The organism is Stenotrophomonas maltophilia group sp. LNF247, assembly GCF_054083135.1.
The window spans coordinates 139,686-154,184 of record NZ_JBSRQL010000010.1 but is presented as its reverse complement, the minus strand read 5'-3'; the positions used below and the strand labels follow the sequence as shown (position 1 = coordinate 154,184).

Sequence of the window (14,499 nt, the reverse complement as noted above, 5' to 3'; positions counted from 1 at the left end):
GAACGTGGCTCAGGCGTTGCGCTGCAGCAACTGCAATCAACTGAATATCCTGTGGTTGCCGGCCAGCGGCCGGCACTACCCTTCCGAAGATCAGAACCCGTAGCGCAGGAAGCCGCCGTCCACCGCGATGCACTCGCCGGTAACGTAGCTGGCTGCCGGCAGGCACAGGAAGCCCACGGCCGCAGCCACTTCCTCCGGCTCGCCGATACGACGCATCGGCGTGCGATCGATCACTTCCTCGTAGTAGTCCGGGTCCGACAACGGGCCGGACGTGCGCCGGGTACGGATGTACCACGGTGCCACTGCGTTGACGCGGATGCCATCTTCGGCCCACTCGACGGCCAGGTTGCGGGTCATCTGGTGCATCGCCGCCTTGGTCATGCCGTAGACCACGCCACTGCGCACATGGGTCAGGCCGGACACGCTGCCGACGTTGACGATGGACGACGACGCGTGGCGTGCCAGCAGCGGATGTGCGTAGCGCGACAGCTCGAACGCCGAGAACAGGTTGGTCTCGAAGATCTTGCGCCACTCGTCTTCGGAGTACTCGGTGGCCGCCTTGGTGACGTTGCCGCCGGCGTTGTTTACCAGGATATGCAGGCCATCGCTGTGGTCCTCCACCCAGTCCAGGATCTGGCGGCGGTCTTCGTCGTCGGAAACATCGGCGGCCAGCGCATGCACCTGCATCTGCGGATACACATCCAGCAACTCGTCGCGCGCGGTCTCCAGCATGTCGATATCGCGGCCGACGATCATCAGGTCGGCACCGAACCCGGCCAGTTCATGCGCGATGGCCAGGCCGATGCCGGCACTGGCGCCGGTGATCAGGGCAGTCTGGCCGTCCAGCCGCCACCGTTGCTGGGTCATGAGTCCTCCGGGGCCGCGCCCGCTGTGTTTCGATGCAACAAGGATACGCGCTCACGGCCGCCCCCTGCCGAGGATGCGACACTGCCCGCACGCCCATCACGGAGTGCCGCCATGCGCATCCTGGTCCTGTCCACGTCCCTGCTGGCCACCGTGCTGCTGTCCGCCTGCCAGCGCCCGCCAACGCCGAACCCGGAGAAGCCACCGGTGCCCAAGGCGATGGCGCGCGCGATGCAGGGGCCGCTGGACCGCGCCAAGGGCGCGCAGAAATCCGTCGATGACGCCGCTGCGGGCGAGCGCAAGGCCGAGGCCGACGCGACGCAGTGACCTGTGGGGTCAGAACCCTTAGCGGGCAAAGGGATCCGACCCCACCGACGAGAACGCCCGGCCGAAGCCGGGCGTTTACAGTAGATCCACGCCATGCGTGGATGTGCTCCGGTCAGAACCCGCAGAAGCAGTACGCCAGCGCCTTCACCGGTGCGCCATTGCCCTTTTCGCGGGCCGCGTTCTCGACAAAGCGCAGCTGCGTATCCACTTCCGGCATCGTGCGCGCCAGCAGCATCCGCGCCATGCCCGAATCGGACAGCATCCAGGCACCAGCTCGGCTGCCGGCGAAACCGCTGACGAACTGCGCGAACGGCGTGGCCGCCTTCTCGATGTAGCGCACGCGATAAGCGTCGGCCTTGCCCAGCTTGGCGCGGCTGGCGGCGTCGGCCACGGCATCCTTCAGCCCACCGAAGGCATCGACCAGGCCACGTTCCTTGGCCTGCGCACCGCTCCACACGCGGCCACGGGCCACTTCGTCGACGGCCTCGACAGGCTTCTTGCGGGCGTCGGCGACGCGACCGGTGAAGTCGGCGTAGCCCTTGTTGATCACCGACTGGATGACCTGGCCCACGGCCGGATCCATCGGCCGGGTGACATCGAACGCACCGGCGAAGCGGGTGGTGCCGACGCCATCGGTGTGCACGCCGATCTTGTCCAGCGCGCGGCTGAAGTTCGGCACCATGCCGAAGATGCCGATCGAACCGGTGATCGTCGACGGATCGGCGTAGATGCGATCGGCGTTCATGCTGATCCAGTAGCCACCGGAGGCGGCCAGGTCGCCCATCGATACGACCACCGGCTTGCCGGCGGCCTGCAGGGCGACCACTTCACGGCGGATCTGCTCGGAAGCGAACACTTCTCCGCCCGGCGAATCCACGCGCAGCACGACCGCCTTGACATCGTCGTCGTCGCGCGCGGCACGCAGCAGCGCCGACGTCGATTCGCCACCGATGCGGCCGGCCGGCAGGTCACCGCCGCTGATCTCGCCGGACGCCACCACCACTGCCACCTGCGGACGGTTGTCGACCGGGTTGCGGCGCGCATCAAGCTGGCCCAGGTAGGTGCCGAAGTCGACGTTGCGGAAGCCACCGTCGGCATCTTCGTCGGCCACGCCGCGCTCGATCATCAGGTCCTCGAACTCTTCGCGGGTCTTCAGCGCGGTCACCAGCTTCTGCTGCAGGGCGAACTTGGCCAGATCACCACCAGCAGCAGCGATGCCTTCCGGCAGCGTGTCGATGCCGGCGGCCAGCTGTGCCGGATCCAGGCGGCGGGCCTTGGCGATGTCGCCCAGGTAACGCTGCCAGACGTCGTTCATCCAGAACAGGTCGGCTTCCTTGGAGGCCGGTGACGCCGCGTCGAGCACGTACGGCTCGGCCGCGGACTTGTACTCGCCCACCTTGAACAGGTGCACGTCCACGCCCAGCTTGTCCTGCAGGCCGGTGCGGAAATACTGGCGGTAGCGGCCGAGGCCCTCAAGCACCACCGAACCCATCGGGTCCAGGTAGACCTCGTCGGCCTGTGCGGCCAGCAGGTACTGCGACTGGCCCATGCTCTCGCTGTAGGCCACCAGCTGCTTGCCGGAGGCACGCAGGTCCTGCAGTGCCGCAGCCACTTCACGCAGCGAGGCGAAGCCCGAGGGCTGCAGCTTGTCCAGCTCCAGCACCACGCGCTCGATCTTCTTGTCTTCCTTGGCCGACTCGATCACCCGCAGCAGGTCGCGCAGCTGGATCTCTTCGGCACCGTTGTCGCCCACCGCCTTGGCCAGTGCGCGGCTGACCGGATCGGCGCTGAACTGCTCGACCAGCCGGCCTTCCGGCGCGATCACCAGGGTGGTGCGGTCCTGCAGCGACTTGCTGGCACCGGCGCCCATGCCGGCGGCGATGACGAACATCACCAGCAGCAGGAACAGCAGGCCGAAGAACACCAGGTTGAGGATCAACCGGCGGGTGAAGTTCATGACGTCCCACAGCCCGATGAAGAAACTGGCGACGGGATTGCGACGCGCCGGGGGCAGCGGGGGCACGGGGTGATTCATGGAACGCTCCGGATGGCTTCTTGCCGTGGTACCAGCATAGCCGTTGCCGCGTGATGCGGCATCGGACACAAGTCAGGGGATCGCCCGCCATGGGTGGGCAGGCGGGCGGGACGATCAGGACAGCATCGACTGGCCGATGCGCAGGCTGCTGCGGCGCAGGCGCCAGCCCATCAGGATGGCAGCGGCAGTCAGGCCGACGATCAGGCCGATCCACATGCCCTGCGGGCCCATGCCCAGCCCCAGGCCGAGCCCGGCGCCGAGCGGCATGCCCAGGCCCCAGTACGCAAACATGGCGATGAACATCGGCACGCGGGTGTCCTTCAGGCCGCGCAGCGCACCGGCCGACAGTACCTGGATGCCGTCCGGGAACTGGAAGGTGGCCGCGTACAGCAGCAGGGTCGAGGCCAGCCCGGCCACCGCCAGGTCGTTGGTGTAGACACCGACGATGGCGTCGTGGCCGAACAGCAGCACCGCCGCCGACAGCGTCTGCGTGCCCATGATGATCGCGTAACCGGCCCAGGCCGCGCGTCGCACGCCGAAGCCATCGCCACGGCCGACCGCATGGCCGACGCGCACGGTGGTGGCCTCGGCCACGCCCATCGGAATCATGAAGCACAGCTGGGCGACGTTGATCGCGATCTGGTGCGCCGCCGCTTCATTGGCACCCAGGCGACCGATCAGCAACGCGGTGACGATGAACAAGCCACCTTCCATCAGCACGGTGATGCCGATCGGCAGGCCGGTGCGCAACAGCTCCCAGATCGCCTTCCAGCGCGGCCCTTCGAAATGCGAGAACAGCTGCAGGTGGGCAAAGCGCCTGGTCCGCCACAGATAGAGGGCAAACGCCGTGGCCTGCAGCCACATCATCACCGCCGAAGCGATGCCCAGGCCTTCCGCACCCAGTTCCGGGAAACCGAGCTTGCCATTGGCCAGCACATAGCCCAGCGGCGCCAGCACCAGCAGGCCACCGAAGCCAAGCAGCATGGTGGGCAGTGTCCAGTGCATGCCTTCGCTGAGGTAGCGCATGCAGAAGTACAGGGTCAGCGCCGGGCCGCCCCAGCGCACCGCATGCAGGAACGCAGTCGCCCCCGGCACGATGTCCGGTGCGATGCCGAAGGCCGGCAGCAGCGGCGGCACCACCGTAAGGAAGGTGAACATGATCAGGCCCAAGCCCAACGCCAGCCACAGCGCCTGGCGGAACAGCGGGCCGATCTCGCGCTCGCGGCCAGCGCCGTGCAGCTGCGACACCGAGGCGGTGAGCGAGATCAGGGTGCCGATCGGAATCAGCATCGGCAGCCACAGCAGGGCGGTACCGATGGTGACTGCGGCAAGGGTGGCCGTGGCGTGGTGGCCGGCAATCACGTTGTCGACGAAGGAGATCAGACCGGTGGACACATGGCCCAGCACGAGCGGCAGGGCGAGCAGACCGGTGGCGCCGACTTCCTTGCTGAAGCGCGGCGTGGAGGTTGCAGTAGACATAAGGTGCTTGACGCGAACTGCGGTTGCGCGCGAAGGGCACAGGCACCGGGTTGCGGGCGCCCATCTTACGCGGGCAGCGCGTGCATTCCCATGACATGGCGTGAATGCCGGGTTGCGGCTGCCCCAAGCAAAAAGGGGACGGAGGGGATTAAGTCGCATTCGGCACTGACTGGCCTGATACGACTTAATCCCCTCCGTCCCCTTTTTCTACTGGCCGGCCTGGCGCTTGAGCCAGCTGTCGCGTTCGGCGGCGGGTACCGCGAGGAAGGCGCTGCGTACCGCATCGCGTTCCTGCGGCGGCGTGCGCTGCGCGACCAGGGTCAGCTGGGCCAGCTGCGCCGGGCTGAGTTGGCGCAGCACGGCCAGCGCCGACTCGCGTTGCTCCGGCGGCACGAATCCGAACAGTCCGTGCAGCTTGGGGAACTCCAGGCCCAGCTGCGGGCCCAGCCGCCATCCGTCGCGGAACGCCTGGTCCTGTGCCTGGAACTGCTGCCGCATGCGCTGCTGTTGATCGGCCGGCAGCGCATTGAAGCGCGCGGCGGCCTGGCGGATGCGCTCGCGCTCGGCTTCCGGCAATGCGCGCCAGGCGGCGTAGTCGGCGCGGCGCTGGCGCTGCTGCTGCGGATCGAGCTGGGCAAAGCCAGCCGGTGCCGCGGTCGAAGCCGGCGGCACGGCCGGGGTGGCCGGCGATGGCGGCGGCAATGGCACGTTCAACGATTGCGGCGCCGCAGACAGGGACAGCGGCAAGGCCAGCAACAGGCTGGCGAACACGGACTTATTCATCGGCGGCGGCGGTTTCCAGCGTGGCACTGGCCGGCTCCGGTCGGCTCGGCTTGGCTTGCGATTCGTCCACCGGCAGCGGACCGCCCGCGGCGGTCCATGCGTACAGGTCAGCATCGGCAACCAGCGGGTAGTCGCGATCGGCCAGCATCGCTGCGTCGTCATTGGCTTGGGCATGCGTTGCATCCGGCGTGGCGTCGACCTTGCTCGGTGGCAGGGCTTCCACCGTCACCGGACCGGCCTCGCCCACGACGCCTTCCGGCAGCGGCGCATCGTTGCCGAAGGAACGTCCCTGCAGGTAGCGCCAACCCAGCGCAGCGGCCAGCAGCACCGCCACGGTTACCAGCAGGATCAGCGGACCACGCCAGCGCGGCTTGGCGGCCGTACGACGGCGCTTGCCATGGGCGGCCGCGCGCTCGTCCCGCTGCGGTGCTCGCCAGCTGGAGGTCGGCGCTTCATTGTGGGCGGCGGGTGCCGCCGGCTGCTGAAGCTGCTGCAGGCGCGTGGCCGGCAGTTCACGGATACGCGCCTGTACCTGTTCGGCCAACTGTCGCCAGGCCGCGGCATCGGGCTGGCCCTGGGCATCGCGCGGGCAGGCATCGGCCAGCAGGTGCTGGTAGCCGGCCTCGTCCTGGTCGAGCACGCGCGTGGCGATGCTCTCGTCCAGGCTGCCGCCTACCCGCAGCAGCAGCGCCAGGCGCGGCAGCGGCGACATCGCAGCCAGCGCGGCCAACGGTGGCGCCCATTGGCCACCCATCGGCTCGCGCAGGGCCTGGCGCTGGCCCAGCAGGGTCCAGAAGCGGGTCGGCCACTGCGCCATCGGCAGGTCGCTGGCAACGGCCGCGAACGCGCGCATCACTGCCACCAGGGTCTGTTCGGCGCGCGCGGCATCGCCGCACTGCAGCTCAGCCACCACCAGGGCGCGGCGCTCGACGCCACGCAGGAACGCCGACAGCGCGCCGGCCGCGGTCGAGGAAACAGGGGCGGGCACAGCCGTCATCGGTCACTCCAAAGGTCTGGGGGAATGATAGCGGCAGGCAATCGACGCCCGTAGGACTTGCGCCCACGGATACTTCGTGCTGCAGGTTGTGCACAGCACCACGCTCCCGGCGCGGGAAACTGCGGCAAGCAGCTGAATTCACTCTGTTTCAGCAATGTTTCACACTTAAGCTGTTGATTTTGAATAGTTTTTAAGTGTGGCTATTTTTTGACCAACCCAAGCGTGAGCTCGTCGCCATCGGCCTCCTGCGTTCCCGTCGACCGGTAACGCACAACGTTATCCACAGAACATGTGGATAAGCCTGAATCTCCAATGGACACCGATATTTAGGTGACATTTATGATTCAACGGGCGCCGCTCCGCCGTCTCCCACCCCGCCATTCGCGCGCGCATGGCCCGGTACACTGGCCCGATGCTTTCACCGTTTCCGACCCTGCAGGTCGCCCTGCCCGTCCCCCTGCCCCGTCTGTTCGACTACCTGTCGCCGGAGGGCGATGGCCCCACGGTTGCGGTCGGCTGCCGCCTGAAGGTGCCGTTCGGCAACCGCGAGCTGGTCGGGGTGGTGGTGGGGCACGGCCAGACCGACGACGGCCGGGGACTGCGCCAGGCGTTGGCCTGGTGCGACCCGCAGCCGCTGCTGCAGGGGGAGCTGTGGCAGAGCCTGCAATGGCTGGCGCGTTACACCCACGCACCGCTGGGCGAGGTACTGAGCACCGCCCTGCCAGGACCGCTGCGTCATGGCGAAGCCCTGCCCGACACCCACCACTGGGGCTGGCAGTTGACCCCCGAAGGCCATGCCCAGCGCGGGAAGCTGCGCGCCGGCAGCCGCCCGCGGCAGTTGGCCGAACTGCTGGCCGGGGCCGTGGTGGATGAGGATGTACTGGGCGAACGCATGGAGGACTGGCGCACCGCCGCGCGCAGCCTGGCCAAGCGTGCGCTGGCCGAGCGCGTGGCGATGACGGTGGCACCGCAGCATGCGCAGCCGCTGCCCGGCCCCACCCTCAACCCGGACCAGGCCGAAGCGGTGGCCGCCATCAATGCCGCCGAAGGCTTCCAGCCCTTCCTGCTGGATGGCGTGACCGGCAGCGGCAAGACCGAGGTGTACCTGCAGGCCATCATCCACTGCCTGGCGCAGGGCAGGCAGGCGCTGGTGCTGGTGCCGGAAATCGGTCTGACCCCGCAGACCCTGGCACGCTTCCGCGGCCGCCTTGGCATCGCCGTGCACGCATTGCATTCGGGGTTGAACGACAACGAGCGCGCGCGCGTCTGGGCTGCGGCTTCGCGCGGCGAGGCACGGGTCATCGTCGGCACCCGCTCGGCGGTGTTCACGCCATTGCCGCAGGCCGGGCTGCTGATCATCGACGAGGAACACGACGGCAGCTACAAGCAGCAGGACGGCATCCGCTATCACGCGCGCGATTTCGCTCTGGTCCGGGCCAAGGCGCTCGGCATTCCGGTGCTGCTCGGCAGTGCCACCCCTTCGCTGGAAACGCTGCATAACGCCTACGCCGGGCGCTACACCCACCTGCGCCTGAAGCAGCGTGCCGGTGATGCGCGGCCACCGCGTGTGCGCATCCTCGATGTGCGCAAGCGGCCGCTGCACGATGGCCTCTCGGCTGATGTGCTGGCCGGCATCGACGAGCACCTGCAGCGCGGCCAACAGGTGCTGGTGTTCAAGAACCGGCGTGGCTACGCGCCGGTACTGCTGTGCCACGACTGCGGCTGGACCGCACCGTGCAACCGCTGCGATGCACCGATGACCGTGCATGGCGGCGGCCGCCGCCTGCAGTGCCATCATTGCGGCGCGCGACAACCGGCACCGCTGGCATGCCCGGCCTGCGGCAGCCTGGCGCTGCAACCGCAGGGCATCGGCACCGAACGCCTGGAAGAGCATCTCACCGCGGCCTTCGCCGACGTCCCTGTGGTGCGCATCGACCGCGGCACCACGTCACGTCGCGATGCACTGGAACAGCAGCTGGCGAGACTGGGCGACCAGCCCGGCATCCTGGTCGGCACGCAGATACTGGCCAAGGGCCACGACCTGCCGAAGCTGACCCTGGTGGTGGTGGTGGGCATCGACGAAGGCCTGTTCTCCGCTGACTTCCGCGCCAGCGAGAAGCTGGCGCAGCAGCTGATCCAGGTGGCGGGCCGTGCGGGTCGTGCACGTGATCCCGGCGAGGTCTGGCTGCAGACCCATCACCCCGGGCATCCACTGCTGGAAACGCTGGTCAGCGGTGGCTACCACCCGTTCGCACAGGCGGAGTTGAATCAGCGGCAAGCCGCAGGATTCCCGCCATTCGCGCACCTGGCGCTGATGCGCGCCGAAGCGCAGCAGGTGGAGCATGCCAATGCGTTCCTGCTGGCCGCACGACAGTTGCTGGGCGAGCAGGACGTGGTCGAGGCCTACGGGCCGATGCCAGCACCGATGCCACGCCGCGCTGGCTACCAGCGTACGCAGCTGCTGCTGTCTGCCATGCAGCGGCCGCCACTGCATGGCGTGCTTTCGCAGCTGGTGCCACAGCTGTACGCGCTGCCGGAAGCACGCAAGGTGCGCTGGTCGCTGGATGTGGATCCAACGGACCTGTATTGATCCCGTAGAGCACTGCCGAGCATGGCTCGGCACTACCGTAGAGCCGAGCCATGCTCGGCTGCGTTTCAGCACCGGGCAGTGCTTACGTCAGCGGCGACATCACGCCGCGCTGGTAGGCCGGCCGCTCGCGCAGGCGGGCGTACCACTCGGCCAGGTGCGGCAGTTCCGGCCGCTGGATCGGCAGCTCGTACCAGGCGTAGATCAGCGAGCCCAGCGGAATATCACCCATCGCGAACTTGTCGCCCGACAGCCACGGCTGTTTGGCCAGCGTGGCATCGGCCATCGCCAGGTAATCGCCGGCGCGCACGATCGCGGCATTGATCCGCGATTCGTCCCGGTCGGCCGGGGCGGTGCGCATGATGCCCCAGATCAGGTCGCTGTACAGCGGCGCCATCCGCGAGGTGCTCCAGTCCATCCACTTCTCGGCCTGGGCACGCTCCATCGGGTCTTCGGCGTACAGCGAGCCCAATGCGTAGCGTGCGCTCAGATAGCGCACGATGGCGTTCGATTCCCACAGCGGCAGGCCATGGTCTTCGATCACCGGCACCAGGCTATTGGGATTCATCGCCTGGTACTCCGGCGTCTGCGTGCCGCCGTGGCTGCCACCGACTTCGATGGATTCATACGGCAGGCCGATCTCCTCGGCGCACCACAGCACCTTGCGGACGTTACTGGAATTGCGGCGGCCCCAGATCTTCAACATGCGGGTTTTTCCTTGCTGGCAATGCGAGCGGCAACGATACGCCTGATCGGGTGGGGTGTGTGCGTGCCGGATGCGGGATCTTGCATCCAGCGTTGCCGGCCAGCGGCCGGCACTACCGGTTTTTCTTCGGCAGCGCGCGCACGTAGGACGACTTGCCGTCCTTCTTCAGTTCGAACAGGCCGATCGCCGCCAACAGGTCACTCAACTTCCCGTAACCATAGTTGCGCGGATCGAACGAGGCTTGGTTGCCGATCTGGCTGCCAACCGGCCCCAGATGCGACCAGCCATCCTCGCCCTCGGCCGAGGACACCGCGCGGCGCAGCATCTTCACCAGCCGGGTGTCGCTGCGCATTTCCGCACCGCTCTTGCGCGGCCGCGCATCGTCGTTGGCCACCGGCTCGTTCGAGGCCTGTTCGCTGGAGGCCTGTTCGGTATCCGGCACGCTGGCGTGGGTCTGGCCCAGCGCTTCCAGGTAGGTGAACTTCGAGCACGCGTTGACGAATGGCTCGGGCGTTTTCTTCTCGCCGAAGCCGTACACCTTCACGCCATCGGTCAGCAGACGCATCACCATCGGAGTGAAATCGGCATCGCTGGAGACGATGGCGAAGCCATCAAGGTTGCGTGCGTAAAGCAGGTCCATGGCATCGATCACCATCGCCATGTCCGAGGCATTCTTGCCCTTGCTGTAGGCAAACTGCTGGATCGGGCGGATCGCATATTCGTGCAGCACCGCTTCCCAGCCCTTCAACCGCGGGCTCTTCCAGTTGCCATAGGCGCGGCGCACGTTGGCCACGCCGTAGCGGGCGACTTCGGCCAGGACCTCGTCGATCTTCGAGGCCGGCGCATTGTCGGCGTCGATCAACAGGGCGATGCGCTTTTCCGGTTCGCTCATGGGCTCCTCACGGGCCGTTGCCTGAACCCGAGTATCGCCGATCCGGGCAGGCGCTGACGTGACAGGTGGCCGCCGTGCGAAGATGCCAGGCGCTTCCCCCGATGCCCCCACTGGAGTGAGTCGATGAGTCGCGAGCGCGTTCCCCACCTGGTCGTTGTCGGCGGCGGTTTTGCCGGTCTCTGGGCCACCCGTGCCCTGGCCCGCGAGCGCATACGCATCACCCTGGTCGACCGCCGCAACCATCACCTGTTCCAGCCGCTGCTGTACCAGGTGGCCACCGCCGGCCTGTCCGCACCGGATATCGCCGCACCGCTGCGCCACATCCTCGGCCACCAGCGCAATGTGGAAGTCCGCCTCGGCGAAGTGGTGGCCATCGACAAGCAGGCGCGGCAGATCCGCATGGCCGATGGCAGCACGCTGGACTACGACAGCCTGCTGCTGGCCACCGGTGCCACCCACGCCTACTTCGGCAACGACCAATGGGCCGATGATGCGCCCGGCCTGAAGACGCTGGACGATGCCATCGCGCTGCGCCGCAAGCTGCTGCTGGCGTTCGAGCGTGCCGAGGCCGAACCGGACCCGGCAAAGAAGGCGGCGTGGCTGAGTTTCGCCGTCGTCGGTGGTGGTCCCACCGGCGTCGAACTGGCCGGCACGCTGGCCGAGATCGCGCGCCACACGCTGCGCAACGAGTTCCGCCACATTGATCCGGCCAGTGCGAAAGTGCGGCTGGTCGAGGCTGGGCCCCGCGTGCTGTCCTCGTTCCCGGATGTGCTTTCGCTGAAGGCGCGTCGCCAACTGGAAAAGCTGGGCGTGGAAGTGCTGACCGGTAACCCGGTGAGCGACATCGACAGCCAGGGCTTCAAGCTCGGCGAACAGTTCGTACCGGCGCGCACCGTGGTCTGGGCCGCCGGCGTGGCCGCTTCACCGCTGGCGCGCACGCTGGACGTGCCGCTGGACCGCGCCGGACGCGTGCCGGTGCAACCGGACCTGACCCTGCCCGATCACCCGGAGCTGTTCGTGGCCGGCGACCTGGCCGCACTGAGCCAGGCCGACGGCAAGCCGGTACCCGGGGTGGCACCGGCCGCCAAGCAGATGGGCAAATACGTGGCCGAGGTGATCCGCGCGCGCCTGCACGGCAAGCCCGAGCCCGGCCCGTTCAAGTACGCCGACTACGGCAACCTGGCCACCATCGGCCGCATGGCCGCGATCGTGCACCTGGGCCGGCTGCAGCTTTCCGGCGTGCTGGCCTGGTGGTTCTGGCTGGCCGCGCACGTGTTCTTCCTGATCGGCTTCCGCAACCGCATCGTGGTGCTGCTGAACTGGGCCGTGGCGTACTGGAGCTACCAGCGCAGCGCGCGCATCATCTTCGGTGATGACCAGGACGACCGGCGACCGAAGCGCTAGGGCCGCACGCATGCTCCTGTAGCGCCGAGCCATGCTCGGCTGCACTTCGCGCGGTTTGCAGAAGCCGAGCATGGGCTCGGCTCTACGGCGCCTTCGGTTTCGGGTACCACAGTGCGTTGACGATTACCCAGCGCTGGTCGAAGCGCCCCATGTGGAAGTAGTCGACGAACCACGGGGTTTCCAGCCGCACCGAGGCCGCGTTGCCGGTCACGTCCAGCACCGTGCAGCGGCGGTCCCATTGATCCTTCGGGGTCTTCAACGCGCCCTGCTTCGTCAGCGAGACCAGTTCTTCCTTCGACATACGGCGCAGGCCCAGGCGTTCGTCGGGCGTATCGCCGAGGACCGCGCGCTTGGCCAGCTCCGGATGCAGGGAGCGGGCGACGCGCTGCGGGTCGGCCTCCAGCTGGCCGTCAACGTAATCGTGGCAGGTGGCTTCGATGGCCGCGAGGGTGGCCGGGTCGGCGGCGGGGCTCGTTGCTGCGGAAAGAGCGAACAGCAGGGCGATCGTGGACATCCGGGTCTCCAGCGCTGAGGGCTGGGCGATCATGGCATGTGCAAGCCGCATCCACGCATGGCGTGGATCTACTGTAGAGCCGGGCCCATGCTCGGCTTCACCATCAGGCAGCAGCAACAACAGCCGAGCGTGGGCTCGGCTCTACAGAAGCGCAGGATCCGGGGCCTGCAGCCAGGCCAGCTTGCGTTCGCGCGGCTGCTGCTTGAGCTGCCATTCGGCCCGTGACGCGGCGGCCCGGTCCGGGTACTCGCGCACGGCCAGCACGCGCAGCGGTGGCCGCGCCCGGGTGTAGCGCGCGCCCTTGCCGGCCTGGTGGGCGGCGAAACGCGCGTCCACGTCGGTGCTGATGCCAGCGTAATAGCTGCCGTCGCGGCATTCGAGCAGGTACAGGAACCAGGGGCGGAGGGACGGAGTCATGCCCGGATTATGCCGTGCTGCACTGCAGCGGATATACTGGCGCCCGAATGCAGGAGAGAGGCGCCGCGCTGGCGCCCGCCGAAGGCGCAGGCTCCCATGATCGCTCAGGCCGGTGGGCTGGAATCCCACCAACCATGCATTCGACTCGCCGAGCTGGAGAGAGGTCACCGGGCACGCCCGGGGCGATCCGCCGAAGGGGCACGCGGCCCATGCCGCTGAACTCTCAGGCAAAAGGACAGCGGGAGCGGCACCGGTCATCGTCATCCCGTCATTGCGCAGGCAGTGGCGGTAGTCGCGCATGGCCGGCCCCACCGCGCCCGGAGCCTGTCCCATGCTGCTGTCCGTCATCTACCTGATCGCCATTTCCGCCGAAGCTATGACCGGCGCACTGTCCGCCGGCCGCCGCCGCATGGACCTGTTCGGCGTGGTCATGATCGCCTGCGTCACTGCCCTCGGTGGTGGTTCACTGCGCGACATCCTTCTTGGCCACTATCCGCTGGGCTGGGTCAAACATCCCGAGTACCTCGGCTTCACCGTGTGCGCGGCACTGATCGCCACCTGGGTCGCACGCTGGATGCACCACTTCCGCCGCACCTTCCTGGTGCTCGACGGCCTGGGCCTGATCGCCTTCACCCTGATCGGCTGCTCTATCGCGCGCGAGGCCGGCCATGCCATGCCCATCGTGCTGATTGCCGGCATGCTGACCGGCGCGTTCGGCGGCGTGCTGCGCGACATCCTCTGCAACGAGGTGCCGCTGATCTTCCAGAAAGAGCTGTACGCGATCATCGCGCTGCTGACCGGCGCGGCCTACCTGTTGCTGCTGCACTGGGGCGTGGCCGATGCCACCGCAATCCTGTGCTGCCTCGGCGGCGGCTTCGCGCTGCGCCTGCTGGCGATCCACTACCGCTGGGAAATGCCGAAGTTCGTGTACCACGACGAAGTGCATTGAAGTTCGCGTTCTCCACGTCGCCCAGCGCTTGTTGCCGTGTTGCGTTGGGACGCTGTCTCCTGCGCCACGGCGCCCATCTGGGCCCTCAGTGGCGGACCACGAATCCCCCCGAGCGCCCACTGGACGGCGCCCGCAGCTCTTCATCGAATGCATCCTTGATCGCGTTGATCGCCGCGCCGCGGTCCATCCCGCCACTCACGACCAGAGCATCTGCGACATGCTGGGCGACGTCTGCCAGGATGCGTCCCCACGCATGCTCCTCTCGAATGCCAGGACGATCGCCATACAGGCCAACGTTCAGCGAAGCATGCAATCCCCGTTCGGCAATCCACACGCGGATCATCTCGATGGAATCCTCATCGCGCTGCGCGGCTTCTGGAATGATCAGTTCTTTCATGGCTGCGGCCACCAAACAGGAAGTGGCATTGTGACGTGACCTGGAGCGTACGTGGAGCGGATCTTCTACGAAGCCCCGCGCTTCGCGGGCTCGACGCTACATGAAGGCCCCATCCATCGTTCTCACCACCCCGGCGATGTACCTGGCG

Annotated in this window: 14 protein-coding genes and 2 riboswitches; of the genes, 4 read left to right on the top strand and 10 right to left on the bottom strand. The window is 67.6% G+C overall.

Annotation, left to right across the window (positions count from 1 at the left end; translation table 11 throughout):
- Positions 1–90 precede the first annotated feature (90 nt).
- Complete coding sequence (locus ACTXG9_RS12190; protein ID WP_021203230.1) at positions 91–867, bottom strand: SDR family oxidoreductase; 777 nt, start codon at positions 865–867, stop codon at positions 91–93.
- A gap of 111 nt (positions 868–978) precedes the next feature.
- Here ACTXG9_RS12190 and ACTXG9_RS12185 point away from each other — a divergent pair, with 111 nt between their 5' ends.
- The gene (locus tag ACTXG9_RS12185; protein ID WP_111097651.1) at positions 979–1,191 is read left to right on the top strand and encodes a hypothetical protein; all 213 of its coding nucleotides are present in this window, start codon (positions 979–981) and stop codon (positions 1,189–1,191) included.
- Between the two features lie 112 nt (positions 1,192–1,303).
- On the opposite strand, the gene sppA is transcribed toward ACTXG9_RS12185, so the two are convergent.
- The 4 genes from sppA to ACTXG9_RS12165 form a co-directional block, all read right to left on the bottom strand.
- Positions 1,304–3,226, bottom strand: coding sequence for a signal peptide peptidase SppA (sppA, locus tag ACTXG9_RS12180; protein WP_134730050.1), 1,923 nt, complete (start codon positions 3,224–3,226; stop codon positions 1,304–1,306).
- Between the two features lie 114 nt (positions 3,227–3,340).
- On the bottom strand, positions 3,341–4,705 hold the full coding sequence (locus tag ACTXG9_RS12175; RefSeq protein WP_188249661.1) for an MATE family efflux transporter: 1,365 nt from the start codon (positions 4,703–4,705) through the stop codon (positions 3,341–3,343).
- Positions 4,706–4,912: 207 nt separating this feature from the next.
- On the bottom strand, positions 4,913–5,488 hold the full coding sequence (locus tag ACTXG9_RS12170) for a DUF3106 domain-containing protein (protein ID WP_111097649.1): 576 nt from the start codon (positions 5,486–5,488) through the stop codon (positions 4,913–4,915).
- Positions 5,481–6,485: a hypothetical protein gene (locus ACTXG9_RS12165; protein WP_456115647.1), complete on the bottom strand. Its 1,005-nt coding sequence runs from the start codon at positions 6,483–6,485 to the stop codon at positions 5,481–5,483. The genes ACTXG9_RS12170 and ACTXG9_RS12165 overlap by 8 nt, the downstream gene beginning before the upstream one ends.
- A 412-nt stretch (positions 6,486–6,897) precedes the next feature.
- On the opposite strand from ACTXG9_RS12165, the gene ACTXG9_RS12160 reads away from it, so the two are divergent.
- A complete protein-coding gene (locus tag ACTXG9_RS12160) occupies positions 6,898–9,075 on the top strand; it encodes a primosomal protein N' (protein WP_111097647.1) in 2,178 nt (725 codons plus the stop codon).
- Between the two features lie 82 nt (positions 9,076–9,157).
- On the opposite strand, the gene ACTXG9_RS12155 is transcribed toward ACTXG9_RS12160, so the two are convergent.
- Both ACTXG9_RS12155 and ACTXG9_RS12150 read right to left on the bottom strand, forming a co-directional pair.
- Positions 9,158–9,778 carry a glutathione S-transferase family protein gene (locus ACTXG9_RS12155; RefSeq protein ID WP_188249663.1) on the bottom strand — a complete coding sequence of 207 codons (621 nt, stop codon included), beginning with the start codon at positions 9,776–9,778 and terminating at the stop codon, positions 9,158–9,160.
- A gap of 112 nt (positions 9,779–9,890) precedes the next feature.
- Positions 9,891–10,670 (bottom strand): NYN domain-containing protein, encoded by a 780-nt coding sequence (locus ACTXG9_RS12150; protein WP_010481148.1) that lies wholly within the window; start codon positions 10,668–10,670, stop codon positions 9,891–9,893.
- A gap of 123 nt (positions 10,671–10,793) precedes the next feature.
- Between ACTXG9_RS12150 and ACTXG9_RS12145 the strand changes: the two genes are divergently transcribed.
- A complete protein-coding gene (locus ACTXG9_RS12145) occupies positions 10,794–12,074 on the top strand; it encodes an NAD(P)/FAD-dependent oxidoreductase (protein WP_111104308.1) in 1,281 nt (426 codons plus the stop codon).
- Between the two features lie 82 nt (positions 12,075–12,156).
- Here the strand turns inward: ACTXG9_RS12145 and ACTXG9_RS12140 are convergent, their stop codons facing one another.
- Both ACTXG9_RS12140 and ACTXG9_RS12135 read right to left on the bottom strand, forming a co-directional pair.
- Positions 12,157–12,588, bottom strand: coding sequence for a nuclear transport factor 2 family protein (locus ACTXG9_RS12140; RefSeq protein WP_111104310.1), 432 nt, complete (start codon positions 12,586–12,588; stop codon positions 12,157–12,159).
- 141 nt (positions 12,589–12,729) lie between these two features.
- Positions 12,730–13,005, bottom strand: a complete 276-nt coding sequence (locus ACTXG9_RS12135; protein WP_021203220.1) for a GIY-YIG nuclease family protein — start codon at positions 13,003–13,005, stop codon at positions 12,730–12,732.
- A gap of 40 nt (positions 13,006–13,045) precedes the next feature.
- A riboswitch (glycine riboswitch) is annotated at positions 13,046–13,135 on the top strand.
- Positions 13,136–13,148: 13 nt separating this feature from the next.
- Positions 13,149–13,252, top strand: a riboswitch (glycine riboswitch).
- An 84-nt stretch (positions 13,253–13,336) separates the two neighbouring features.
- Here ACTXG9_RS12135 and ACTXG9_RS12130 point away from each other — a divergent pair.
- Positions 13,337–13,954: a trimeric intracellular cation channel family protein gene (locus ACTXG9_RS12130; RefSeq protein WP_019338935.1), complete on the top strand. Its 618-nt coding sequence runs from the start codon at positions 13,337–13,339 to the stop codon at positions 13,952–13,954.
- An 85-nt stretch (positions 13,955–14,039) separates the two neighbouring features.
- Here the strand turns inward: ACTXG9_RS12130 and ACTXG9_RS12125 are convergent, their stop codons facing one another.
- The gene (locus tag ACTXG9_RS12125; protein WP_010481144.1) at positions 14,040–14,351 is read right to left on the bottom strand and encodes a DUF5076 domain-containing protein; all 312 of its coding nucleotides are present in this window, start codon (positions 14,349–14,351) and stop codon (positions 14,040–14,042) included.
- Positions 14,352–14,499: the final 148 nt, after the last annotated feature.